Here is a 22,005-nt window from a genome sequence, read left to right on the forward strand (position 1 = left end):
CTTGCGACGATGGCCCAAAGGGCGCAGTAATCCTATACGACCCACCACTTCTAAATTAAGCCGCTTAATTGCGGTTTTTTTGCGTCTGTAGAAAAGTAATATGAAGTTGATCGTATAGGATGAGAACCTAAGGTTCGAGCCGAGCGAAGCGAGACAACGCCGGAGCTTGCGACGGCGGCCCGAAGGGCGTGGTAATCCTATACGACCCACCACTTCTACTAAATAGCCACCGTAGGGTGGTTTTTTTACGCCTGAAATTTGTGGCACATATAGGATGAGAACCTATAGGTTCGATTCGAGCCGTTTTTTGGCGAGAAAACATCGGAGCTTGCGACGATGGCCCAAAGGGCGCAGTAATCCTATACGACCCACCACTTCTAAATTAAGCCGCTTAATTGCGGTTTTTTTGCGTCTGTAGAAAAGTAATATGAAGTTGATCGTATAGGATGAGAACCTGTTTTTAAGAAATAGGGTTCGATTCGAGCCGTTTTTTGGCGGGAAAACATCGGAGCCTGCGACGATGGCCCGAAGGGCGCAGTAATCCTATACGACCCACCACTTCTAAATTAAGCCGCTTAATTGCGGTTTTTTTGCGTCTGTAGAAAAGTAATATGAAGTTGATCGTATAGGATGAGAACCTGTTTTTAAGAAATAGGGTTCGATTCGAGCCGCTTTTTGGCGAGAAAACATCGGAGCCTGCGACGATGGCCCAAAGGGCGCAGTAATCCATACGAGACTTAAATAAGATCTCTGACTTCTAAAGTAAACCGCTGCTCTTGATCGGAGATCAGAAGGTTTTTCTCGTCTGAATTTTGTGCGTTCACTGTTTATCTGTGGATCCGATAATTATGATGCGGACCTGCCTCATGCCTCATTACTCTTTTCTCTGTGTTCTAAGAGTCCTCTGTGGTAAAAATGCTCTCCTTATCTCTGATCGTTGAGCCAGTCAGTCAATGTAGCTGTCTGGCTTATGATTCTGTGACGCGTTAGAGGTTATTGATGTGAGGGTGCGGAAAAACCTATGAGAGCAAGATTAATTACCCAGCAAGGCTACGATAAGCTCAAGGAAGAGCTGGATTTTCTCTGGCGTAAGGAGCGCCCGGAAGTGACTCAGAAGGTTACCTGGGCGGCCAGTCTGGGGGACCGCAGCGAGAATGCAGACTATCAGTACAATAAAAAACGCTTGCGGGAGATTGATCGTCGGGTCCGCTACCTGCGTAAATGTATTGATGAACTGGGGGTTGTCAATTATGCGCCGGAGCAGGAGGGCAAAGTGTTCTTCGGTGCCTGGGTTGAGATTGAGAACGATGCCGGTGAGATAAAACGTTTTCGTATTGTCGGCTATGATGAAATTTTTGAGCGCAAAGACTACATCTCTATCGATTCACCAATGGCCAGAGGCCTGTTGAAAAAAGAGGTGGGTGACGAGGTGCTGATCAGAACGCCGGCCGGTGAGGCGTACTGGTATATTAATAAGATTGAGTATATTCAATCCTGACGGTACCGACAGCGCTCGGGCCAGTAGCGCGGTTGTATTAAAGTCTGATCAGCAACAGGTTGAGAAAATAGCCGCCGACAATCAGCAGGAGAAACAGTATCAGCGCCAGCAGCAGGGGTTTCGCTCCCGCCTGTTTGATGGTGGCCCAGCGGGTTTGTAATCCCAGTGCGGCCATTGCCAGCGCCAGACTGAACTGACTGCTCAGCTTTATCAGCTGTAGCGCAGGCTCAGGAATCGCCGTCAGGCTGTTAACGGCGGTTGCCGCGATAAAGCCAAAGACAAACCAGGGAATAATGATCGTCCCGCCTTTAGCCTTTTCATCAGTAGTGGGGCTTAAGTGTGCGCTGAGCAACAGAATAAAAGGGGCCAGCAGCATCACCCGGATCAGTTTCACCACCACAGCAGTCTGTAATGCCTCGCCACTGATCGATCCTCCCGCTGCCACCGCCTGAGCGACTTCATGCACGGTGCTGCCAATATAGATACCAAATGCAGATTCACTCATGCCGGCAAACTGATAGATCAGCGGGTAGCTGAACATCGCCAGCGTGCCGAACAGGACGACGGTGGCTACCGCCACTGTGACATGCTGCTGTTTAGGCTTGAGTACCGATTCTGTCGCCAGCACCGCTGCCGCACCGCAGATTGCACTGCCAACCGAGGTGAGGATGGCAACGTCCCGATGCAGTTTGAAAAACCGTATGCCGATCCAGGTGCCGACACTGAAGATGGAGAGGATGGTTACCGCATCCAGTAACAGTGCCTGCCAGCCAACTGCGAGTATCTGCTCCAGACTCAGACTAAAACCAAACAGTACAATGCCGGTGCGCAATAAACGCTGCTGACAGAACAGGGTAAAACGATTGTCAGCGAAGCTGAGCACGCGGTGATCGAAATGCCCCCAGATCATGCCCATCAGAATGGCCAGCGGCAGCGCGCTGAGCCCGATACTGGCGACAGGTTCCAGGTGCGCCAGTCCGAGTGCCAGCGCGGCAATAATGGGAAGCAGTAAAGATCGTGGCATAGTCGGGCTCAGATTGGTTGTTAGTGCAAGGGCTGTGACAGGCACTATCTTCCAATTTTAATAATCTTAAGTAAAATGGATGTTTCTAACATTAGGTATAAGAAAAACCGAACAATGAGCCTGTCCCTGAGACAACTGAGAATATTCGAGGCAACTGCGCGTCTGGGGCGGCTGACTGCGGCGGCTGATGAGCAGGCGCTGAGCCAGTCCGCGGCCAGTCAGGCGCTCAAAGAACTTGAGGTGTCGCTGGGATACCGCCTGTTTAGTCGTAACAGTCGTGAACTGGTGATAACTGAGATGGGACGGGATATTCTGCCCCGGGTACGGGATATTCTGATCAATGTTGAACGCCTTAATACCCCTCAGGGCGGGGGGATCAGTGGCTCATTCCGGGTAGCGGCCAGTGTCACTATCGCCAGTTATCTGTTTGCACCACTGATGGCAGACTTTATCAGGCAGTACCCACAGGTTGAACCCGATCTGCAGATCGCTAATACCCGGCAGGTGATCGCAGGGCTGGAGAAGGGGCAGGCACAGATCGGTCTGATCGAAGGGCCGGCTTCCCATCCGCAGCTGCAGATTATCCCCTGGCGTAGCGATGAGTTGCTGGTGTTCTGCAGTCAAACCCATCCGCTGGCGCGGGCAGGTCACCTGAGCGTTGAACAGATGTTGCAGCAACGCTGGATTCTGCGGGAGCAGGGGTCAGGTACCCGCGAAGTTTTTGACCGGGCACTGCAGCAGGTGAATGGGAATGTCACTATGGTGATGGCGCTTAACCGCCAGGAGGCGATTAAACAATCGGTTAAGGCGGGTTTGGGGATCGGTTGTCTGTCACGGCTGGCGGTTGCTGAGGAGCTTCGCAGGGGCGAGCTGGTGGTGTTACAGACGCCGTTGCAGCTGTCCCGGCAGTTATCAGTGGTAGTGACCAGCGACACCTGTAGCAACCCGTTGGTTCAGGCATTCCTTCACTTTCTGCAGCTGCCAGAGGCTGCGCCGCTTCAGACCCATCCGGTGGCATCGTCTGCTCCGATAAGCCGATAATAAGTGTCAGAAAATACTCAAGAAATACCGCTTCAGGCCGAACTATAACTGACGCGATAGTAACCCGGGTATTGTGGTTTTCAGATGCAGATAGAACGGCTTGAACAGTTAGAACAGCGAATTGAGGGCTACACCTCTTCGTTAACCCATGCGGTTAATGAGGGGCGTGGCGCACAGTTCTCTATGCTGTTAAGTCTGATCACTGCCACCGAATATCAGACGCAGAAGGGCCGGACCGCGTCCGAAGGGTTTCGCCTGCCGGAACCCGAGACGCTGGAATACCCTGATACTGACTCGTTGCATACCGCCGAGGTGGTAAGCCGTCTTAACAGTGCGGTCAGTGAACATCATGCGGGGGATTTCGCCTACCTGCTCAGTCATCTTTCGGTGCAGGCGAATACACCGGTCAGAAGTGTGTCTGCGGCGGATGACTTTGCCCGGATCGGGCTGGCTTCTGCGGGACGCCTGATGCTGGATGAGATCGACCGTTCCGGTCAGCAGTTCAGCGCCCGGGCCTGAGGGCTCGTGTCGCTGGCTGGAGCTGCAACCACGTTATACTGAGCGTTGGCAGTATTACGTACGCCAGTGAATCTTTTCAACCGTATTCCCCTCGATCCGCCACCACTCATCCGGGTCATCCCCTGAGGTCCAGCTGCTGGCAATACAGCGTATTTCGGTCTCCAGTTCGTGGGCAGCCTGTTGTGCACAGTCCAGATCTTTGATCCAGGGAGTCTGGTCGGAGTTAAACCAGATGCTGCTCCAGGCTTTGCCTGAGACCTTTTCATGGATCATCACCGGGATCTCGCAACCATTAATTCTGGCGTTGAAGTGGTGCACCTGGCCCTGCTCAAAATCCCGCTGCAGCGATTCGCAGAGGCTCTCCAGCCACTGGGTTATACGTTCGAGAGAGCGGTCTTTAATGTAGATCTCAATATCGGGGTGGCGTTGGTCTTCAGTCATGGCTTTGGTCAGATTTCAGGTCGGGTTGGCTGTCGGTTAGCAGAAAGCGGAAAATCCGCAGAATGCTCAGGCTAATATAGCCGAAGGCGGCGGTTATTGCTCCGCAAATTGCGATAATAAGCCCGACCAGTGCGAGAATCTCCCGCGGCAGGCTTTGTGCCAGCAGGAACTGGGCAATCGCCAGGGCGATAAAGCCGATCATAAAGAGACCGATGCCGAGCAACAGAATGGTCAGGTTCTGTTTGACGTTGTCGGCACGGCGGATAAGACGTAAGCGCAGGCGTTGTTTTAAGTTGCCCCGGCGCATCGCTTAAATCCGCCGGAAACGCGCCAGGCAGACATCCAGAGTCAGTTCTAACTGGCTCAGCGCAGCCAGCCGTTCACGGGCACTCTGATTGATTCGCCAGCCGTGGGGCGTCATCGCCAGTAACTGGCTGATCTGGGTCTGGTCGGGCAGGGAGAAGCGATATCTGATCGCTTCAGTGGTGATATGCTCAAACGGTTCGCCGAGCACCGTTGCCGGATCAAAGCCTGAGTGACGCACCTCGGCGTAGATCAGTTCGCGCAGTTCGATCAGGTGGTCTTCGCCAGGGTAGGCGATCAGCAGCTCCGCGCCTGATTTCAGCGTGCGACTAAACTCATCCGACATCAGCCGGCTGAACAGCACTGAGATCAGTTCCAGAGAGTGGTCCGCTACCGGCATCCGGGCGCCGGAGGCGACCATCCAGGTGATGCCTTTACTCTGACTGCAGGCTGCTTTGACGGCGTGTTTTGAAATGTCGAGTCCGGCCAGTTGATAATTGGCGCCGCTTTGTTGCAGCTGCTGCTCCATCCGGCAGGTGTAATAACCCTCACCACAGCCCATATCGAGAATGCGGGGTGATTGATGCTCAGCGGCACGCTCAGCCAACCGGCTGGCGATAGTGTCAGCCAGTTGCTGATAATGCCCCAGGGCAAGAAAGTTGCGCCGTGCCTGCACCATTTCGGCATTGTCGCCGGGGTCCTTAGAGCGTTTTTGATTGGCTAACAACAGATTCCAGTAGCCCTGCCGGGCGGCATCGAAGCTGTGGCGATCCGGGCATTCGAGGTGCTTGCTATCGCCTGATAACGGTTGCAGGCAGACGGGGCAGTTCAGGTCAAAGTTCATTCCGCTTACCGGATCAGCAGTTTTGCCATAATGTTTTCATACAGCGATGACAGGGTGTCCAGATCATCAGCCTTAACCCGCTCGTTGACCTTATGGATAGTCGCATTGATCGGTCCCAGCTCGACAACCTGGGCGCCGGTGGGGGCGATAAAACGGCCATCAGAGGTGCCGCCGGAAGTGGAAAGCTCTGTCTCCAGGCCGGTAACCGCTTTAATTGAATCGATACAGGCGTCTACCAGATCACCGCGGTCGGTAATAAAGGGGTTACCGCTAAGGGTCCAGTTGATATCAAAATTCAGGCCGTAGCGGTTGAGAATCGCATAGGTCCGCTCTTTGATCTGCTCTGCGGTGACTTCGGTGGAGAAACGCAGGTTAAACTGCACATCAATATGGCCCGGGACCACGTTGGTTGCACCGGTACCGGCATGGATATTGGAGATCTGCAGGCTGGTTGGCGGAAAAAACTCATTCCCCTCATCCCAGACTTCAGACGCCAGGTCGTTCAGTGCCGGAGCGGCCAGGTGGATCGGATTTTCCACCAGATGAGGGTAGGCAACGTGGCCCTGCACGCCGCGTATGGTCAGGTCACCGCTGATTGAGCCGCGGCGACCATTTTTGATTACATCGCCGACCTTCACGGTGCTGGAGGGTTCGCCAACAATACACCAGGTGATCTTTTCATTGCGTGCTTCCAGGTGATCGATTACCCGGGTGGTGCCATTCACAAACGGCCCCTCCTCATCGCTGGTGATCAGCAGGGCGATCGAGCCATCATGGTCGGGGTGATGCTCCAAAAAGCGTTCCAGCGCGGTAATAAACGCCGCCAGGCTGCCCTTCATATCGGCGGCACCACGACCACACAGAAAACCGTCCTCTATTACCGGATCAAACGGTGGATGGTCCCAGTTGGCTTCCGGGCCGGTGGGTACCACATCGGTGTGTCCGGCAAAACAGAACAGCGGCCCTTTGCTGCCCCGGCGTGCCCAGAAGTTTGTCACCTCTTCAAACTGCAGGCGTTCGATATGAAAGCCCAGCGCTTCCAGCCGTTCGATCATCAGCTCCTGACAACCGTCGTCTTCGGGGGTGACGGAGCGACGGGAGATCAGTTGTTTGGCAAGTTCGAGGGTGGCACTGAGTTGAGACATGGAGGTTACCTTAACGCCGGATGGCCGTTGCAGGGGTGGATAATGGGGTGCTGCGGTGAGCAGCACCCTGACACTGGACGGAGAACGCCAGGCTTAGTTGTGCGCGTGCAGCTCTTCGTTCAGCTCGATTGCAGACTTGTTGGTCTTCACTTCGACGCGACCGGTCTGAGAGTTGCGGCGGAACAGCAGATCCGGCTTACCGGCCAGTTCGGCGGCTTTCACAGTGCTGACCTCGTTGTTCTGGTCATCCAGCAGTGTCACTTTGGAGCTGGCAGTGATATACAGACCCGCTTCAATAGTACAGCGATCACCCAGCGGCAGACCCAGGCCCGCATTGGCACCCAGCAGACAGTTTTCACCCACTGAGATCACGACATTGTTGCCACCGGACAGGGTTCCCATAGTGGAGCAACCGCCGCCGAGATCAGATCCGTTACCGACCACCACTCCGGCTGAGATACGACCCTCGACCATGCTCACGCCCAGGGTACCGGCATTAAAGTTAATAAAGCCTTCATGCATCACTGTGGTGCCTTCGCCAACGTGAGCCCCCAGACGGACGCGGGAGGTCGCTGCGATCCGGGTGCCGGCAGGAATAACGTAGTTTGCCATTTTCGGGAACTTATCAACCGAGTGGACATCGATAATCCGGCCCTGAGCGCGGGCAGCCAGCTGACGTTTAGGCAGGTCCGCCAGGGAGATGGCACCCTCGCTGGTCCAGGCAACGTTAGGCAGTTTGCCGAACATGCCGTTCAGGTTCAGACCGTGAGGCTGCACCAGACGGTGAGACAGCAGGGTCAGTTTCAGGTAAACCTCCGCAGTGGACTCAGGGTCAGCATCGGTTTCCAGAATGGTCAGAATCATCGGTTGCTGAGTACCTTTACAGATCTCAACGATCTCCGCCTGATCCTCTGCATCGATTGCCAGAAAAGCCGCTTCCAGTTCGCTCAGTTGAGAAACTGTCAGTTCAATTGCCTGATTACCACCGCTATAGCCTGCGATATCCTTAACTGCAGTGATCAGTTGCGCGGATGGATTCAGCAGAGGGCTGTTAAAATAAACTTCCAGTAACTCGCCCTCTGATGACTTTGTGCCGATACCCAGGCCGAATGCAAATGTACTCATTGTTTGTAACTCCATAGAACTTTTAAGAATTTATTTGAACAGAGCGTTGTAGTCACTCTCTTTGAAACCCACCTGAATACGGTCGCCAAGGTTCAGCACCGGCCGCTTGATCAGCGTCGGAGTGGCCAGCATCTCGCGAATGGCTGTGGTTTCATCAATACTGTTTTTTATACTGTCATCCAGAGCACGCCAACTGGTGCTGCGCTTATTTAACAGCGCCTCCCAGCCGAGGCTGGCAACCCATTCCTGTAACTGGGCTTCTGTCAGTCCGTCTTTGCGGAAATCATGAAAACTGAAATTCACCCCGTTGCTTGTCAGCCAGCGCTGTGCTTTCTTCACCGTATCGCAGTTAGAAATACCATATAGCGTTGTCATGTTCTGCTCCTCAGGCTGTCAGTGATTCAACGTAGCGGCGAATCCGCTGTGCGCCTTCGACACACTCTTCCAGGGTTGCGACCAGTGCCATCCGCACAAAGCCCGCGCCCGGCAGTTCGCCTGTCTGGTCCTCTCTGGAGACATAGCTGCCTGGCAATACCGTCAGGTTTTGCTGGGCAAACAGTCCCTGAGCAAACTGGTCGTCAGGAATCGGTGTAGCGGCCCAGAGATAGAAACCGGCATCGGGCATTCTGACATCCATGACTGGCTCAAGAATTTCCAGCACTGCGGCAAACTTCTCCCGATACTTATCGCGGTTTTCCAGCACATGGGTCTCATCGTTCCAGGCCGCAATGCTGGCCAGCTGCACCGGAATTGACATAGCGCTGCCATGATAGGTGCGGTAGCTGGTGAACGGGGCAATCAGACGGGCATCGCCCGCGACAAATCCTGATCTCAGGCCCGGCAGGTTAGAGCGTTTCGACAGGCTGTGGAACACAACACAGTTTTTATAGTCGTGACGGCCCAGCTGGGCGCAGACCTCCAGCAGACCTACCGGCGGATTGGCTTCATCGAAATAGATCTCTGAATAGCACTCATCGGAGGCGACAATAAAATCATACTGGTCAGACAGTGCAATCAGTTTAGCCAGCGTCGCGGCGTCTGTAACTGCCCCGGTGGGGTTACTTGGCGAGCAGAGGAACAGTAACTGACAGCGTTGCCAGACCGCTTCGGGCACCGCATCAAAATCGGGCACAAAGTGGTTCTCAGCGGTACAGCTCAGATAATAAGGTTCGGCACCGGACAGATAGGCCGCGCCTTCGTAGATCTGATAAAACGGGTTCGGCGATAACAGCAGCGGTGTTGCCTCGGTGGCAGGCACCCGGTTGATGGCACACTGGGTGAAGGCGAAGATCGCTTCCCGGGTGCCGAGCACCGGCAGTACATTATCGGCACCGGTCAGGCTGCCAGGCTGCAACTTAAAACGCCGGCTGGCCCAGTCCGCAATGGTCTGACGTAGTTCAATTGTGCCGGCGGTGGTTGGATAGTTGGCCAGTTTGTCCAGATTCTGGCTCAGTTCATCGATCACAAAAGCGGGAGACGGGTGCTTCGGTTCGCCGATGGAGAGCGCGATATGTTCAAGCTCGGTGGGAGGGGTTACCCCGGCTTTCAGCTTAGCCAGTTTTTCAAATGGGTATGGCTGAAGCTTCTGCAGATCTGAATTCATTGAAATGCCTTGTAATTGCCGCTGACAAAAGAGCGGAAATTATACCGGATGGAAGCCAACAGGCCAATGAAAGCCACCATCTATTGACGTTTATATGTAATGGCCGATGAGATAAGTGACATTCTGCCGTCTACGACATAACCTTAAGAAACAGGAACAAACGGGGGAGTTGGTAAGCGTGCTTACAGATAGTCGATTACACCCTAGGGTTGACGCTGATTTTGAGGTCCGGGTGGGCATCCCTGGCGATAATACCGGTGCCCGGATTATCAATATCAGTCTGGGTGGTGTTGCCATTCAGGGTAGCCAGGCGCTGGTGCAGGTGTTAAAAAACGACAATGCTAATCCCAAAGGGGTGAGTGAGCATGTGGTCAGTTTTAGCATGCCTGACGGTGAACTGACTGAAGTTTGCCGGTTAATCCATATCCGGCGATTGTCTCAGAGCCGGTTTGAATTTGGTATGAAGTTTGTCGATCTGAACCCGCAGGATGAGCAGATCATCGCCAGCTATGTTGACCGCCATGTGGTCTGATCTGCCAGAACAGTAACGCAATCACTGCCCGGTGAGATGATCGCCGGGCTCTCTGCCTTGCATCGCTATCAGGACTGCAGGGGCGCCTTTTCACGGCGGATAGCCGATCTGAACAACTCTTTGCCATTCTCCAGCATCACCAGCAGGGCTGGTACCACCAGCAGAATCAGCATGGTGCCAAACGCCAGCCCGAATACCAGTGAGGTGGCCATGGGAATCAGGAACTGCGCCTGCAGCGAGGTTTCAAACAGTATGGGTGTCAGGCCTGCAATGGTGGTGAGAGAGGTCAGCAGCACCGCCCGCAGACGCTGACAGGCCGCTTCCACTATCGCATTGTGCACACTCATCCCCTCTTTGCGCAACTTCTGGAAAAAGGTGATCAATACGATGGAATCATTAATGACGATGCCAGAAAGGCCAAAGCAGCCAAACAGTGACAGTATGGTCAGGTTCTGCCCCGTTAGCAGGTGTCCGGCGATGGCTCCGGTCAGTCCCAGGGGGATCGCCAGCATCACTGCCAGAGGCCAGCTGTAGGATGAGAACACCCAGCTGAGAATAATAAAGATCAGCAACAGTGCTATTAACAGCCCCATCTTCATATCCGCCAGGGTTTCCCGCTGGTTTTTGTTGCGCCCTTCAAAACTGGCCTGAACGCCATATTCCGAGGTGATCTGCTGCAGTTTGCCGGCGTTCAGGTCAGCGATAATTTCATTGGCATTGGCGACCGCTTCATCAAGATCGGTGGTCACCTTAATCGCCAACTGACCGTCGACCCGCTGTAGCCGGTCAAGTCCCTGCTTGTCGGTAAACTGCACCACATTGGCCAGCGGCGCAGTCTCGCCATTGGGAAGCAGAATCGGCAGGTTTTCCAGAGCGCTGAAACGATCCCTTTCGCTGTCTGGCAGTACCACTCTGACCTCGACCTCATCCTCTCCCCGGTTGAATATCTGTACCAGCTGGCCATCAAAAGAGGAGCGTAGCTGACGGCCAACCGAGTTGAGAGTCAGTCCGGCGGTCTTGCCTGCCGGTGTCAGTTGGTAGATCAGCTGAGACTTACCAAAGGGCAGGTCATCATCGACGTTGCTGACGCCGTTGTACTGACTCAGTGTGTCCTGAACCGCCAGCGAGGCACGCTTCAGCTGTTCAACATCGGAACCGACCAGTTTAACTTCAAGCGATTTACCGGGTGGGCCGGAACGATTCAGGTCGATGGTGAATTTTTCAATGCCGGCGGGCAGTATGATCTTACTGCGCCACTTTTTAATGATCTCCCCGTTGGTGATCTCCCGGCTGTCGATTGAGGTCAATTGTACATAGAGCGCACCAAATTCATCGCCCTGACTGGACCCCTGACTGGTGCGGCTGCTATTGGTTTTACGGTGGATCTGCAGTGCCATCTTAATCAGATTGCCGCCCAGCTCTTCCTCGGTCTGGCGCAGCGTCTGATCCAGGTGTTGCAGGAACTTATCCACCTGATCAGGACTACTGCCCGACGTGAACTGAATGTTGGCGTTCAGGGTTTCCATCTCAACCGCCGGGAAGAAGGTGAACTTTATCCGTCCACTGCCCACCAGCCCGATGGCAATAATAAACGCCGCCAGGGCGATTGTGACCGTCACCCAGCGAAAACGGATGGCGTTTTCAACCCAGCTGCGAAACCGGCCGTTCTTAAAATTATTGAATGCTGCATCGAGTCTGATGCGGGTTTTTGAGGGGTGCAGATCGGCCGCTTTATGCAGGCTGTGGTGCAGGTGACCGGGCAGAATCAGGAAGCACTCCACCACCGACGCCATGATGACACAGATAACCACCGTGGGAATATCGATGAGGATATTGCCGATAATGCCGCCAATTAACAGCAGCGGCAGAAACGCGGCGATGGTGGTGAGTGACGAGGCCATGACCGGTGCCAGCATCCGGTGGGCTCCGCCGATGGCTGCCTTGAGTCCCGGCTCACCCATCTGCAGATGGGTCAGGGTGTCTTCACCGACCACAATGGCATCATCAACAATAATACCCAGTGCCATGATCATACCGAACAGGCTGATCATATTGATACTGCCACCGATACCATAGAGGACCGCCAGCGTGGCCATAAAGGAGACGGGAATCCCTACCGTCACCCAGAAGGCCACCCGGGCATTGAGAAACAGAAAGAGGGTGGCGATCACCAGAATCAGGCCGCCCACGCCGTTTTTGATCAGCAGGTTAATGCGGTCCTGGATCGCTTCATAGCCTTCATCAAAGGCGATGAGCTGGATATCCGGCGGCAGTGTGGGTTGCCGCTCACTGAGCCAGTCGCGCATTATTTTGGCGGCTTTCAGGGTATCTTCATGCTCTGTGCGTCGCAGCAGTAGCTGGATTGCCGGTTGGCCGCGATAGGTAAGATAGGTCTGATTGTCCCGGTTGCGCCAGTCAAGGGTGGCGATATCCCCCAAACGCAACAACCGGCCATCTTTGGCGGTAATCAGGGGTAGCTGACTAAAGCCTTCAACATCGCGCTGCTGACTGAGACTGCGGATCTGACGGGAACCATCCCCTTGTGCAGCGGTTCCCGCAGGCAGATCGACGCTGCGCTGATTGATAATCTGGGCGACATCGCTGAGACTCAGCCCCAGTTCATGCAGGCGGCTGGAGGGGATCTGAATGGCGATCTCCTCTTCTGGTAAACCGACAAAATCGATTTTACGGATACCCCGCTGTAGCAGTTCCCGTTCATACTGACGTGCCAGAATCCGTAGTTCCTGTGCGGACGCTTTGTCGCTGGTGATCAGTATCCGGGCGATATCATCATAGCGGATCACCCGCTGTACGATCGGTTTTTCCGCATCCGACGGCAGGTTGGTGATGCCATCGACCTTCTGTTTTATCTCATCAAGAATATAAGCGACATCACTGTTTTCCTCCAGCTCCAGGCGGATGGAGGCAGACCCCTGCGTGGCGGTTGAGTAGATTGCATCGATACCGTTAACCGATTTCAGCTCCCGCTCTATGGGAAGAATGATCGAGCTTTCCACATCTTCTGCGGCCGCACCACTCCAGGGCACCGCTATGGTGATAATATCCAGCTCGAAAGTGGGAAAAAACTGGGTATTGAGCTTTTTTAATCCCCAGACGCCCGCCAGTATCATCAGCATCATCAACAGGTTGGCGGCCACCCGGTGTTCGGTAAACAGAGTGATCAGGCTTTTCAGTGGCCCCTGGCTGGTCGGCATAACTTACTCCGTCCCGGTGGCTGATGCGGGTTTGGTATCAGGCGTTGGCTCAGCCGCAGCCTGACTGCCTGCAACCTCAACCAGCAGTCCGGTCATCGCATTGGGAAGCTGGGTGGCCAGTATCGGTTCGCCGGGCTGGATCGTCGCGCTGCGCACCAGCACTTTTGACTCGCCCTGACTGTCGCGAAGATCACCTACCCGTTCAATGGTGACGCCCTGCAGGCGATGGTCTTTGACGGTGTAGATCCGGTCGGTGCCAAAGATCGCCTGCGGCGGCAGTGCCAGCAGGTTATCCTGCTCAGGCATGGTCAGTCTCAGCGACAGAGAGCGCCCCGGCTCGCCACGATAATCCCCGGAATCGATGCGGAACAGCGCGTCTACCCCGGCACTGCCGCTCTCGACTGCGGCGGCAAAACGCGCCAGAGTCAGTTTAAGGGGCTGACCATCGAGGGTGGCTGTGGCGATAATCTGTTTGCCATGTTTCAGCTGTTGGTGTAACTGCGGCAGATAGCGACTGGGAACCTGCGAACGCACTTCAAGGGTGTCAGTGGCATACAGTGTCAGCAGCGGGTCTCCGCTGCGAACCCGCTCGCCGGCGGCGATGTTAACCTCAGCGACGCGGCCGCTGAAGGGGGCGGTAATCTGGCTGCGTTCCAGGTCGAGGGCGGCACTGTCTCGCTGTGCGGTTGCCTGCTTCAACTGGGCCTCCAGCTGGGCCAGCTGATTAGGGTAGTCATCGATTGACTGTTGACGGCTGTTAAGCGACAGCGCCTGCTGCTGCTTGGTTCTGCGGGCATCATCCAACTGGTTCTGGCTTGCCAGGCTGCGGCTGCTGAGGTCCTGATAGCGTTCCAGGGTGCGCTGAGTAAGCGAGACCAGTTCCTGCTCTATTTTCAGTGCTTTCAGGTTGGCCTGGTAACGCACCTTTTCTGCGTCAATCAGCGCTTCAATCCGGTCAACCTCGGCCTGTTTCTGCGACAGCAGTAATGATGCATCGCGGTTATCAAGCTGAATCAGTAACTGCCCCGCATCGACTGCGTCCCCCTCGGCCGTAAGGCGTTGTTCCACATAGGCGTTAATCGATGAGGAAAGGGTGCTGCTGGAGGGCGATTCTATCCGGCCATAGAGTGACAGCTGGGGTGAGTAGCGTGCGGGTTGCGCCTCGATAACCCTGACCGTCCAGACCTTCTCTTTGGCCGGGCGGGAGGGGGCGGTTGGTCTGGTGAGTATCAGCGTCAGAAATATCGCCACAGCACCCAGCAGAATCAGCACAGACAATAGCCAGTGCTTGTGTTTTTGGTAAAACGATTGTGTCTGCTGTTCAGCCATTACCCGTCCATCTGTAAGCCGTGGTTGTTAGATTAGCAAATCATAATACATCTGTTCTGGTCAGTAAGCAGGTTTGTGTGGCTCTTTACAATTCTTTACCAGATGTTAGCTTTACGTTATTGGCTGCGTTTCAGATGACAGGAGAGAGTTATGCGAACCCGATCAGTAATGGCGCTCAACCCTCAGGGGTTTCACCGGGTGGTGTATCACGAATGGGGCAGTGCTGATAATGACCGGGTGCTGGTGTGTGTCCATGGACTGGCGCGTAACAGCCGTGATTTCGATGAGCTGGCCCGGGCGTTAGCACGGGACTACCGGGTGGTGTGCCCGGATATGCCAGGGCGCGGGGAAAGCGACTGGCTGGCACCGGGAATCAATTATGATATCCCCCGTTACATGAGCGATATAACGACCTTGCTGGCCCGGCTGGATGTCGACCAGGTTGACTGGATTGGCACCTCAATGGGGGGCATAATCGGTACCTGTCTGGCGGCACTGCCTGATTCGCCGATCCGTTCGCTGGTGTTGAATGATGTGGGATGTTTTATTGGCAAAGCCGCACTACAACGGATTTCTCAGTATCTGGGTGATCACCGTTTCAGCTCGCTGGCAGAGCTGGAACAGTATATGCGCACCACCTATACCGCTTACCGGGGGCTGAGTGACCGGCAGTGGCAGCATCTGGTTCGCTATGGTCACCGGACGCTGGCAGAAAATCAGTACGGGCTGCACTACGATCCCAGGATTGCAGAGCAGAGCCGCGAGATAGAGGACCAGGATATCGATCTGGAGCCCATCTGGCGTCAGGTAAACTGTCCTCAGATGCTGATCTGGGGCGATCAGTCGGATGTGTTGACCGCCAAGACCGTGACACGGATGCAGCAGCTGCGTCCTGATCTTCATCTGTACCGGATTAAGGGGATGACCCATGCGCCATCACTGATGGAAAGTGAACAGATAAACGCGATACAGCAGTGGTTACGAGACAACCGGATTAAACATCAGGGAGCAACATAATGAGTTCACTTTGTAGCTGGCCATCGGACCAGCTGTGCCTGACAGCGGAGGCCCGGGAGCAGGCTGTGCGTCGGGTTGAAAAAGCGTTCGCCCTGACGCTGGAATCACTTAAGGTCGATATCGGTCTGGTTGAACTGCTGGAATCGATCTATGTGCCGCTGGGCGCCTGGCTGGTGGCGCGCAAAAATCAGCAGCAGGGACCGCTGGTGGTGGGTATCAATGGCGCCCAGGGGGCCGGTAAATCCACCCTGTTCAATCTGCTCGAGGTGATTCTTGAAGAGGGCTTCGATCTGAAAGTGGTGGGTCTGTCGATCGATGATCTCTATAAGACCCGGGAGGACCGCGAAGCACTTGCCCATGCGGTACATCCATTACTTAAAACCCGCGGCGTGCCCGGCACCCACGATGTTGAACTGGGTATCGAACTGATTCGCGGGTTGAAGGGTGAGTTTGGCGATGACGGCCGCAACGTCAAAATTCCGGTCTTCGATAAGTCGATAGATGACCGCTGCCCAACTGCATTATGGCAGGAGTGGCAGGGGGAAGCCGATGTTATCGTGCTGGAGGGCTGGTGTGTCGGTGCCTCCGCCCAGTCGCAGAGCCAGTTGGCCGAATCGGTTAACGATCTGGAGCGCAGTGAAGATCCGCTGGGGTTCTGGCGGGGCTATGTTAATCAGCAGCTGGAGAGCAGCTACAAAGAGCTGTTCGGTATGATCGATGTGCTGATTATGCTGAAAGTGCCGAGCATGGAGTCGGTGTTTGAGTGGCGCTCGCAGCAGGAGAAAAAACTGGCGGAAAGAGTGCGCTATTTTTACGATACTCAGCAACCCACACAACACCTGCGGATTATGAACGAGCGGGAGATCCGGCGCTTTATTCAGCACTATGAACGACTCACCCGCAATATGCTGGAAGAGATGCCGGGCCGGGCCGATGTTTGTCTGGAGCTGAATCAGAACCATAAAATCGGTAATATCCGCATCAACAAACCGTTGTAAAACAGCGTTAAGGGAATCAGATGAAACGTATTGTGCTGGCCTGTGTGTTGCTTCTGCCACCGCTCGTACTGAGTGGCTGCCAGAGCGCCTATTATTCGGCGATGGAGAAAGTGGGGATTCATAAACGGGATATTCTGGTGGACCGGGTTGAAGATACCCGGGCGGCTCAGGATGATGCTCAGGCGGAGTTTGTCGCTGCACTGGAGCAGTTCCGTACCGTGGTGAACTTTGAAGGGGGTGAACTGGAATCGGTGTATAACGATATGCAGTCTGCCTATGATGATAGTGAAGCGGCGGCGGAGTCGGTCAGTGATAATATCCGTCAGGTAGAGGATGTTGCCGAAGCGCTGTTTGATGAGTGGCAGGGGGAGCTGGATCAGTACACCAATACCAAACTGCGCAACCAGAGTGCCCAGACCCTGAAAGAGACCAAATCCCGTTATAACGCATTGCATACCAGTCTTAAACGTGCGGAAGCCAAGATGCAGCCGGTGTTGGCCGCCCTGAAAGACAACACCCTGTTCCTCAAGCATAACCTCAATGCCCGGGCGATTGGCTCGCTGAAAGGGGAGTTTGGTGGCATTAAACGGGATATCGACCGCTTGCTGGCCGAGATGCAACGCTCCATTAAGGCATCAGATCAGTTCATCCGAGAGATGCAGCAATAACCGCCGTTGTCGGTGCGTGAAAGGGATGCTGTGCGCTTTATACACCCCTCAGATAGGCAGAAAGGTCATTGACGCGGCACTCTGCACCACCCGGGTAATATTACGGTTGGTGGTGTCTGCAATCAGCAGCGCCATCATATCCTGCAGGCTGATCAGCTTACCAAACAGACGCTCATAACTGAGATTGCGGATACCATTCTCAGAAACCCCATTACTGAGAATATAGCGTTCCCCCGCGCTGTTTCTGCGGTTGTTCAGTTGCCAGGCAACTGTCTCCAGGTTCCGGGCACTGTTGTACAGCTTCTGTTGATCAATTTCGTCAAGCAGGAAAAATTCATCCTGATAGTTGTAGGCGGCAAACAGCATGCTACTGAGTCCGGCCATCAGCGCAAAGACCCGGTCGCCCCGGTACTCCTCACTGAAACTCAGGGTAATTGCGCTTGTACCTTTAATGCCTCCGAGCTCGGGAAACCCCTGAATACGCTGATTGCTGAAAATCTGCCCTAAGCGCTTTTTCACCGTGGTGCCCGGTGGTGCTTTGGCCAGCTCCCGGGGATTACGTTTATACAACTTTATCGTCAGCTCACGGCAGAGTCTGTGAATCTCTTTGATATGCATGTCGGTGACACTGTCGATATCACTTTTCGCCAGATTACTGAGTTTGAAGTGGCTGGCAGAGTTGCTTGCACAGCCGCCTTGTAGCAGTAGCGAACAGATCAGGCAGGCCTGTAGCAGTGAGTGAAGTCTCACGTGTCCGGCTCCTCTTCAAACAGTTCAAACTGGTGGCCGGAGCTGACCGGCTGAGCATTATCCTCCGGTGTACTGAAGGCGATTCCGCCCTGAACAAAGCTTTCCAGATTAGTGGTTTCCACTTTTAATCCCTTAAAAATACCAAACTCAGCATCAATGCCGCCGATATTCCAGAATTTGCTGGCCCGGGTGACCAGCTTACTGTAGCGGCTTTTAATATTTACGAAGAGCTTCACCCGGTGGCCGTCATCGCTCAGTTCATAGCCGGAGACATAACCGACCGGCATACCCCGATAGTAGATATTGCTATTGATATCGATGGCGCCGAGTTGTTCCGTTTGCAGCACAATGTTCAGGCCCGGCAGGTTGCGCTCCGCCGGGCTCTCCGGCAAACCGGTGAAGCTAAGTTGCCGTTCGCCGCTGCCTGGTAGCGCCTCGATATGGTTTCCGGCAATCAGGGTTTCCGGGTAATCCACGCCGGACAGGTTGATCCGTGCGGCGGCGATCCAGAAGCGGGAACCCTGGCGGGCCAGCAGCGCTCCCTCTTCGGTGAGAGCGATCTTCGTTTCAGCGCTGCCCTGACTATCGAGCAGCCGGACCTGTTCGACCCGGCCCATCATCAGGCCTTTGAAGTAGACATTCGCGCCAACAGTAATGTTGGGGCCTGCTGGGAAGGTCACGGTGATATCGGGGCCTTTTTGCAGCGCTTTACTGCGTTTGTTATAAAGCTTAAACAGCTGGCGGTGGGTGGCGGCTTTGCCATGGTCGCTGAGATTGTCAAAGGCGATTCCGCCCCGCAGCAGCGTCTGCATCGATTCACTGTGTATTTTTACGCCGCTGCGGCTGAGGCTGGCATCCACGCCACTGGCATTCCAGAAACGGCTCTGGTCGGTGACCAGGTGGCGGTAGGGTTTATCGATCAACAGGTGAATAATGACGCTGTCATCATCTGCCAGCGCGTAGTAACTGATAGTGCCGACAGGGAGTTGTTTGTACAGCACAGGTGCTCCGCTGGTGAGCGAGCCGAGTGTATCGGCCTGCACCCGAATCGCCAGCTTATCCGCATTCTCTTTATACAGCAGCCGTCCCTGTTGACTGGCATTGTCAAAGTTGCGGAACAGATGAAACGAATGCTCCTGAGCGACGCTTTGCTGATCTTTGGTATCGGGGGTAAAAAATCCGATGCCGCCATTGATCACACTGCTCAGCGAGCCAGTTTCGAACTCAACACCATCAACATCCGCTTTCAGGTGGATGCCGCTTTCTTCCCAGAACCGACTGTTGTGCTTAACCAGATCAGCGTACTGCTCTTTGATGGTGGCATAGATCTGCACTTTGGTACCATCGGGATTGAGCTCATAGCCGCTCACTTCACCCACCGGAATCTGACGGTACAACACCGGAGAGCCATAATCGAGGGACCCCAGCCGGTCACTTTCCAGGCGGATATTGAGGCCGGAGATCGCGGGCCGGTGGGCAGGCGGCGTATTCAGGGCGGTGAAGCTAAACTGCGCTTCACCGGTGCCCGGTTGCAGGATGATGGCGGACCCCTGAATCAGGTCGCCAATGTTTTGCAACCGGGTGAGTGACAGCTTGGGTTTCGGCAGCCAGAACTGACTGCCGGAGCGTAACAGCGGTCTGGCTCTGGGATCGATCAGTAGCCGGGCATTGAGGGTTTGCAGGTCTTCGCTCAGCTGCAGACGCTGCACCCGGCCAATCTGAATCCCCTCGCTGATAACCCGGGTGCCCTCATGTACGCTGGTGCGCGCCGGAAACTGGACATTGACCACAATACCATCCTCTGCCGCTTCAAAATCGGCAAACAAATGGAACTCATGAGCCGGCGTCAGCACCGATGTGTCATCCGGTGGCGTATAGAAACTGATCCCTCCGGCGATAATGGCTGCCAGGGAACCGAAGCGCAGGTCTACCCGTGACAGGTTGGCTTTGAGACTGATACCACTGGCGTTCCAGAAACGGGTGTTATCGGTGATCAGATGACTATATGGCGGCTCGATAAACAGTTCGATGCGGATCTGTTCGGCATTGTCGGTGAGACCGAAATTGATCACCTCGCCGACCTCTATCTGGCGGTAATAGACCTTCGCGCCCCGCTGTATCGACTGAGCGGAATCGGCTAATAATGACAGGTAGAGCCCCTGGCGGTCCTTGAGCGGGGGAGCGGGTTCATTATCGGCGACAAAGCGGAAACGCTCATTCCCCTGACCCGGTTGCAACTCGATATAGTAGCCGGACAGCAGCGTGTCCAGGCCTTTTACACCACTCAGCGAGATCTGCGGCTTGACCAGCCAGAAACGGGTGCCATCGACCAGGATCTCCGCTGCCTCCTTCTCCATCTCGATGATCGCGGTAACGCTTTTCAGGTCTTCATTCAGTTTCAGGCTTTTAATTTTACCGGTTGGCAGCCCCCGGTACATCACTTTGGTAACACCGGCCTCAAGACCTTCAGCCGTTTCAAACTGTACCTCAATCATAATACCGGCGTCCTGATAGTTTTTTACTACCAGCCAGCCGGCGATAATGGCAGCCAGGAAGGGCAGCAGCCAGACCACAGAGGGGCCACGGTGGCGCTTTATTGATGGCGTTACAGGCGCATTATCCGCTTGAGGGGTGCTCATTGTTCATCCTTTTTATCGCTCACACCGGAGGGCAGGTCCGGCTTCCTGTTATCCCAAATCAGCCGTGTATCGAAGCTGAGTGCAGAAAACATCGTTAGCAGCACAACGACGGCAAAGGCGGTGGCGCCATCGTTACCTTCAATATGGGCAATGTTGCCCAGTTGCACCAGCGCGACCAGTATACCGATAACAAAAATATCCAGCATTGACCAGCGGCCTATCCACTCGACGATACGAAACATAATGGTTTTCTGTCGCAGGTTGGTCTGCAAACGAAACTGAACCGTGCAGAGTAAAATCGTCATGGCAATAATCTTCAATACCGGCACCACAATGCTGGCGATCAACACCACCAGACCGATCAGCAGCATATCCTGTTCCAGCAGATGGAGTATACCGCCGAGAATGGTGTTTGGCTCGCCCTGGCCGAAGGATTTGAAGGTCATGATGGGTAACAGGTTGGCGGGCAGGAACAGCAATACGGCGGCCAGCAGGCTGGCCCAGCTAAGGCTCAATGAGTTAGGAATACGACTGTGCAACCGGGCTCCGCAGCGATCACAGTGCCCCCCCTCCAGGCTGATACTGTGCAGTTTTTCACAATCGGTGCACAGCAGATAACCACGCTCACGGGCGGAATGGTACTGGGGCAGATGCTCAGCCATCGGTATCGTCCTGCTGGCGGTGCTGATGGATCTCATGCCAGATCTGGTGGGGGTTAAAAAAAATACTGCTGAGGGTGATCACCAGAATCAGTGCGCCGAGGCTGTAAAGCCCCAGGCCGATATCCAGATCTGCGATATCTTTCAGTTTGATGATGGATATCAGCACTCCTAGCAGGAAGATCTCCAGCATCCCCCAGCCCCGCAGATGCTGATAGCTGTGCATCGCCTGCCGTAACAGTCGTCCCTGCCATCGGTAGTGCAGAGTGAAACTGATGTAGAACAGGGCGATTAACTGGAACAGGGGCACCACCACCGCGAACAGCAAAATCAGCAGGGCCACCAGTGGCAGGCCGCCTTCGTAAAGGGACATCGCACTCTGGAGAATAATTTCGCTCTGGCTCTGGCCAAATACCTGCAGGCTGAGAATAGGGAACAGGTTGGCGGGAATAAACAGAATCAGGCCAGCAACGGACAGCGCCAGCAGGCGTTCAATGCAGTTGTTGGTGGTGTAATATAAACGGGCATGACAACGGGGACAGATAACATCCTCGCCGGGCTGACTCGCGACCCGCTCTAGCAGCAGATCACATTCGTGGCATGCGATCAGTTGTTCAGGTGTGCCATGCATAGGGGGTTAGACCGTTACTAAAAC

At 54.7% G+C, this 22,005-nt stretch carries 21 protein-coding genes and 3 other RNA genes; 10 read left to right on the forward strand and 14 right to left on the reverse strand.

Translation table 11 applies throughout. The features are described 5' to 3' along the window. Positions 1-98: 98 nt before the first annotated feature. The 4 genes from JW499_RS05925 (at position 99) to greB (ending at position 1,498) form a co-directional block, all read left to right on the forward strand. Positions 99-212: non-coding RNA, RtT sRNA (locus JW499_RS05925), on the forward strand. Between the two features lie 41 nt (positions 213-253). Beyond that, positions 254-374, forward strand: a non-coding RNA gene (locus JW499_RS05930) — RtT sRNA. 51 nt (positions 375-425) lie between these two features. Next, positions 426-558, forward strand: a non-coding RNA gene (locus tag JW499_RS05935) — RtT sRNA. 463 nt (positions 559-1,021) lie between these two features. After that, positions 1,022-1,498 (forward strand): transcription elongation factor GreB, encoded by a 477-nt coding sequence (gene greB / locus JW499_RS05940; protein ID WP_091361083.1) that lies wholly within the window; start codon positions 1,022-1,024, stop codon positions 1,496-1,498. Positions 1,499-1,535: 37 nt separating this feature from the next. On the opposite strand, the gene JW499_RS05945 is transcribed toward greB, so the two are convergent. After that, positions 1,536-2,522 (reverse strand): YeiH family protein, encoded by a 987-nt coding sequence (locus tag JW499_RS05945; protein ID WP_205209732.1) that lies wholly within the window; start codon positions 2,520-2,522, stop codon positions 1,536-1,538. A 114-nt stretch (positions 2,523-2,636) separates the two neighbouring features. Between JW499_RS05945 and JW499_RS05950 the strand changes: the two genes are divergently transcribed. Together JW499_RS05950 and JW499_RS05955 are read left to right on the forward strand one after the other, a co-directional pair. Further along, entirely contained in the window at positions 2,637-3,563 is a 927-nt protein-coding gene (locus JW499_RS05950; protein ID WP_205209733.1) for a LysR family transcriptional regulator, read from the forward strand. Between the two features lie 84 nt (positions 3,564-3,647). Further along, positions 3,648-4,082 carry a hypothetical protein gene (locus JW499_RS05955; protein WP_205209734.1) on the forward strand — a complete coding sequence of 145 codons (435 nt, stop codon included), beginning with the start codon at positions 3,648-3,650 and terminating at the stop codon, positions 4,080-4,082. A 54-nt stretch (positions 4,083-4,136) separates the two neighbouring features. On the opposite strand, the gene JW499_RS05960 is transcribed toward JW499_RS05955, so the two are convergent. The 7 genes from JW499_RS05960 to dapC form a co-directional block, all read right to left on the reverse strand. Next, positions 4,137-4,523 carry a hypothetical protein gene (locus JW499_RS05960; RefSeq protein ID WP_205209735.1) on the reverse strand — a complete coding sequence of 129 codons (387 nt, stop codon included), beginning with the start codon at positions 4,521-4,523 and terminating at the stop codon, positions 4,137-4,139. Beyond that, positions 4,516-4,830, reverse strand: coding sequence for a hypothetical protein (locus JW499_RS05965; RefSeq protein ID WP_205209736.1), 315 nt, complete (start codon positions 4,828-4,830; stop codon positions 4,516-4,518). Before JW499_RS05965 ends, JW499_RS05960 begins: the two co-directional genes overlap by 8 nt. 3 nt (positions 4,831-4,833) lie before the next feature. Beyond that, positions 4,834-5,670 (reverse strand): putative RNA methyltransferase, encoded by an 837-nt coding sequence (locus JW499_RS05970; RefSeq protein ID WP_205209737.1) that lies wholly within the window; start codon positions 5,668-5,670, stop codon positions 4,834-4,836. A 5-nt stretch (positions 5,671-5,675) separates the two neighbouring features. Next, the gene (dapE, locus tag JW499_RS05975) at positions 5,676-6,815 is read right to left on the reverse strand and encodes a succinyl-diaminopimelate desuccinylase (protein WP_205209738.1); all 1,140 of its coding nucleotides are present in this window, start codon (positions 6,813-6,815) and stop codon (positions 5,676-5,678) included. Between the two features lie 93 nt (positions 6,816-6,908). Then, a complete protein-coding gene (gene dapD / locus JW499_RS05980) occupies positions 6,909-7,940 on the reverse strand; it encodes a 2,3,4,5-tetrahydropyridine-2,6-dicarboxylate N-succinyltransferase (protein WP_205209739.1) in 1,032 nt (343 codons plus the stop codon). Between the two features lie 30 nt (positions 7,941-7,970). Continuing rightward, positions 7,971-8,315 (reverse strand): ArsC family reductase, encoded by a 345-nt coding sequence (locus JW499_RS05985; RefSeq protein WP_205209740.1) that lies wholly within the window; start codon positions 8,313-8,315, stop codon positions 7,971-7,973. Positions 8,316-8,325: 10 nt separating this feature from the next. Beyond that, positions 8,326-9,543 (reverse strand): succinyldiaminopimelate transaminase, encoded by a 1,218-nt coding sequence (gene dapC / locus JW499_RS05990; RefSeq protein ID WP_205209741.1) that lies wholly within the window; start codon positions 9,541-9,543, stop codon positions 8,326-8,328. A gap of 178 nt (positions 9,544-9,721) precedes the next feature. On the opposite strand from dapC, the gene JW499_RS05995 reads away from it, so the two are divergent. Beyond that, a complete protein-coding gene (locus tag JW499_RS05995) occupies positions 9,722-10,075 on the forward strand; it encodes a PilZ domain-containing protein (RefSeq protein ID WP_205209742.1) in 354 nt (117 codons plus the stop codon). Positions 10,076-10,143: 68 nt separating this feature from the next. On the opposite strand, the gene JW499_RS06000 is transcribed toward JW499_RS05995, so the two are convergent. Together JW499_RS06000 and JW499_RS06005 are read right to left on the reverse strand one after the other, a co-directional pair. Then, positions 10,144-13,290, reverse strand: coding sequence for an efflux RND transporter permease subunit (locus JW499_RS06000; RefSeq protein WP_205209743.1), 3,147 nt, complete (start codon positions 13,288-13,290; stop codon positions 10,144-10,146). A 3-nt stretch (positions 13,291-13,293) separates the two neighbouring features. Further along, positions 13,294-14,619 carry an efflux RND transporter periplasmic adaptor subunit gene (locus tag JW499_RS06005; protein ID WP_205209744.1) on the reverse strand — a complete coding sequence of 442 codons (1,326 nt, stop codon included), beginning with the start codon at positions 14,617-14,619 and terminating at the stop codon, positions 13,294-13,296. Positions 14,620-14,769: 150 nt separating this feature from the next. On the opposite strand from JW499_RS06005, the gene JW499_RS06010 reads away from it, so the two are divergent. The 3 genes from JW499_RS06010 to JW499_RS06020 are packed head-to-tail and all read left to right on the forward strand — an operon-like array spanning position 14,770 to position 17,302. Continuing rightward, on the forward strand, positions 14,770-15,636 hold the full coding sequence (locus JW499_RS06010; RefSeq protein WP_205209745.1) for an alpha/beta fold hydrolase: 867 nt from the start codon (positions 14,770-14,772) through the stop codon (positions 15,634-15,636). Beyond that, complete coding sequence (locus JW499_RS06015) at positions 15,636-16,634, forward strand: hypothetical protein (protein ID WP_205209746.1); 999 nt, start codon at positions 15,636-15,638, stop codon at positions 16,632-16,634. The genes JW499_RS06010 and JW499_RS06015 overlap by 1 nt, the downstream gene beginning before the upstream one ends. Positions 16,635-16,654: 20 nt before the next feature. Further along, positions 16,655-17,302, forward strand: a complete 648-nt coding sequence (locus JW499_RS06020) for a DUF2959 domain-containing protein (RefSeq protein WP_205209747.1) — start codon at positions 16,655-16,657, stop codon at positions 17,300-17,302. 48 nt (positions 17,303-17,350) lie between these two features. On the opposite strand, the gene JW499_RS06025 is transcribed toward JW499_RS06020, so the two are convergent. The 4 genes from JW499_RS06025 to JW499_RS06040 are packed head-to-tail and all read right to left on the reverse strand — an operon-like array spanning position 17,351 to position 21,981. Continuing rightward, positions 17,351-18,052 (reverse strand): hypothetical protein, encoded by a 702-nt coding sequence (locus JW499_RS06025; protein ID WP_332874413.1) that lies wholly within the window; start codon positions 18,050-18,052, stop codon positions 17,351-17,353. Then, positions 18,049-20,691: a PqiB family protein gene (locus JW499_RS06030; protein WP_205209748.1), complete on the reverse strand. Its 2,643-nt coding sequence runs from the start codon at positions 20,689-20,691 to the stop codon at positions 18,049-18,051. Before JW499_RS06030 ends, JW499_RS06025 begins: the two co-directional genes overlap by 4 nt. After that, positions 20,688-21,353, reverse strand: a complete 666-nt coding sequence (locus JW499_RS06035; protein WP_205209749.1) for a paraquat-inducible protein A — start codon at positions 21,351-21,353, stop codon at positions 20,688-20,690. Before JW499_RS06035 ends, JW499_RS06030 begins: the two co-directional genes overlap by 4 nt. Continuing rightward, positions 21,346-21,981, reverse strand: a complete 636-nt coding sequence (locus JW499_RS06040) for a paraquat-inducible protein A (RefSeq protein WP_205209750.1) — start codon at positions 21,979-21,981, stop codon at positions 21,346-21,348. The genes JW499_RS06035 and JW499_RS06040 overlap by 8 nt, the downstream gene beginning before the upstream one ends. Between the last annotated feature and the right edge of the window lie 24 nt (positions 21,982-22,005).

It is taken from the genome of Amphritea pacifica, assembly GCF_016924145.1.
Lineage (GTDB): Bacteria > Pseudomonadota > Gammaproteobacteria > Pseudomonadales > Balneatricaceae > Amphritea > Amphritea pacifica.

Excerpts from the sequence above, each read along its gene's own strand:
- JW499_RS06035 (WP_205209749.1), bottom strand. The coding sequence starts at position 21,353 with ATGGCTGAGCATCTGCCCCAGTACCATTCCGCCCGTGAGCGTGGTTAT.
- dapE (WP_205209738.1), bottom strand. The coding sequence starts at position 6,815 with ATGTCTCAACTCAGTGCCACCCTCGAACTTGCCAAACAACTGATCTCC.
- JW499_RS06020 (WP_205209747.1), top strand. The coding sequence starts at position 16,655 with ATGAAACGTATTGTGCTGGCCTGTGTGTTGCTTCTGCCACCGCTCGTA.
- JW499_RS05955 (WP_205209734.1), top strand. The coding sequence starts at position 3,648 with ATGCAGATAGAACGGCTTGAACAGTTAGAACAGCGAATTGAGGGCTAC.
- greB (WP_091361083.1), top strand. The coding sequence starts at position 1,022 with ATGAGAGCAAGATTAATTACCCAGCAAGGCTACGATAAGCTCAAGGAA.
- JW499_RS06015 (WP_205209746.1), top strand. The coding sequence starts at position 15,636 with ATGAGTTCACTTTGTAGCTGGCCATCGGACCAGCTGTGCCTGACAGCG.
- JW499_RS06030 (WP_205209748.1), bottom strand. The coding sequence starts at position 20,691 with ATGAGCACCCCTCAAGCGGATAATGCGCCTGTAACGCCATCAATAAAG.
- JW499_RS06000 (WP_205209743.1), bottom strand. The coding sequence starts at position 13,290 with ATGCCGACCAGCCAGGGGCCACTGAAAAGCCTGATCACTCTGTTTACC.
- dapC (WP_205209741.1), bottom strand. The coding sequence starts at position 9,543 with ATGAATTCAGATCTGCAGAAGCTTCAGCCATACCCATTTGAAAAACTG.
- JW499_RS05970 (WP_205209737.1), bottom strand. The coding sequence starts at position 5,670 with ATGAACTTTGACCTGAACTGCCCCGTCTGCCTGCAACCGTTATCAGGC.
- JW499_RS05965 (WP_205209736.1), bottom strand. The coding sequence starts at position 4,830 with ATGCGCCGGGGCAACTTAAAACAACGCCTGCGCTTACGTCTTATCCGC.
- JW499_RS05985 (WP_205209740.1), bottom strand. The coding sequence starts at position 8,315 with ATGACAACGCTATATGGTATTTCTAACTGCGATACGGTGAAGAAAGCA.
- JW499_RS05960 (WP_205209735.1), bottom strand. The coding sequence starts at position 4,523 with ATGACTGAAGACCAACGCCACCCCGATATTGAGATCTACATTAAAGAC.
- JW499_RS06010 (WP_205209745.1), top strand. The coding sequence starts at position 14,770 with ATGCGAACCCGATCAGTAATGGCGCTCAACCCTCAGGGGTTTCACCGG.
- JW499_RS05950 (WP_205209733.1), top strand. The coding sequence starts at position 2,637 with ATGAGCCTGTCCCTGAGACAACTGAGAATATTCGAGGCAACTGCGCGT.
- JW499_RS06040 (WP_205209750.1), bottom strand. The coding sequence starts at position 21,981 with ATGCATGGCACACCTGAACAACTGATCGCATGCCACGAATGTGATCTG.
- JW499_RS05945 (WP_205209732.1), bottom strand. The coding sequence starts at position 2,522 with ATGCCACGATCTTTACTGCTTCCCATTATTGCCGCGCTGGCACTCGGA.
- dapD (WP_205209739.1), bottom strand. The coding sequence starts at position 7,940 with ATGAGTACATTTGCATTCGGCCTGGGTATCGGCACAAAGTCATCAGAG.
- JW499_RS06005 (WP_205209744.1), bottom strand. The coding sequence starts at position 14,619 with ATGGCTGAACAGCAGACACAATCGTTTTACCAAAAACACAAGCACTGG.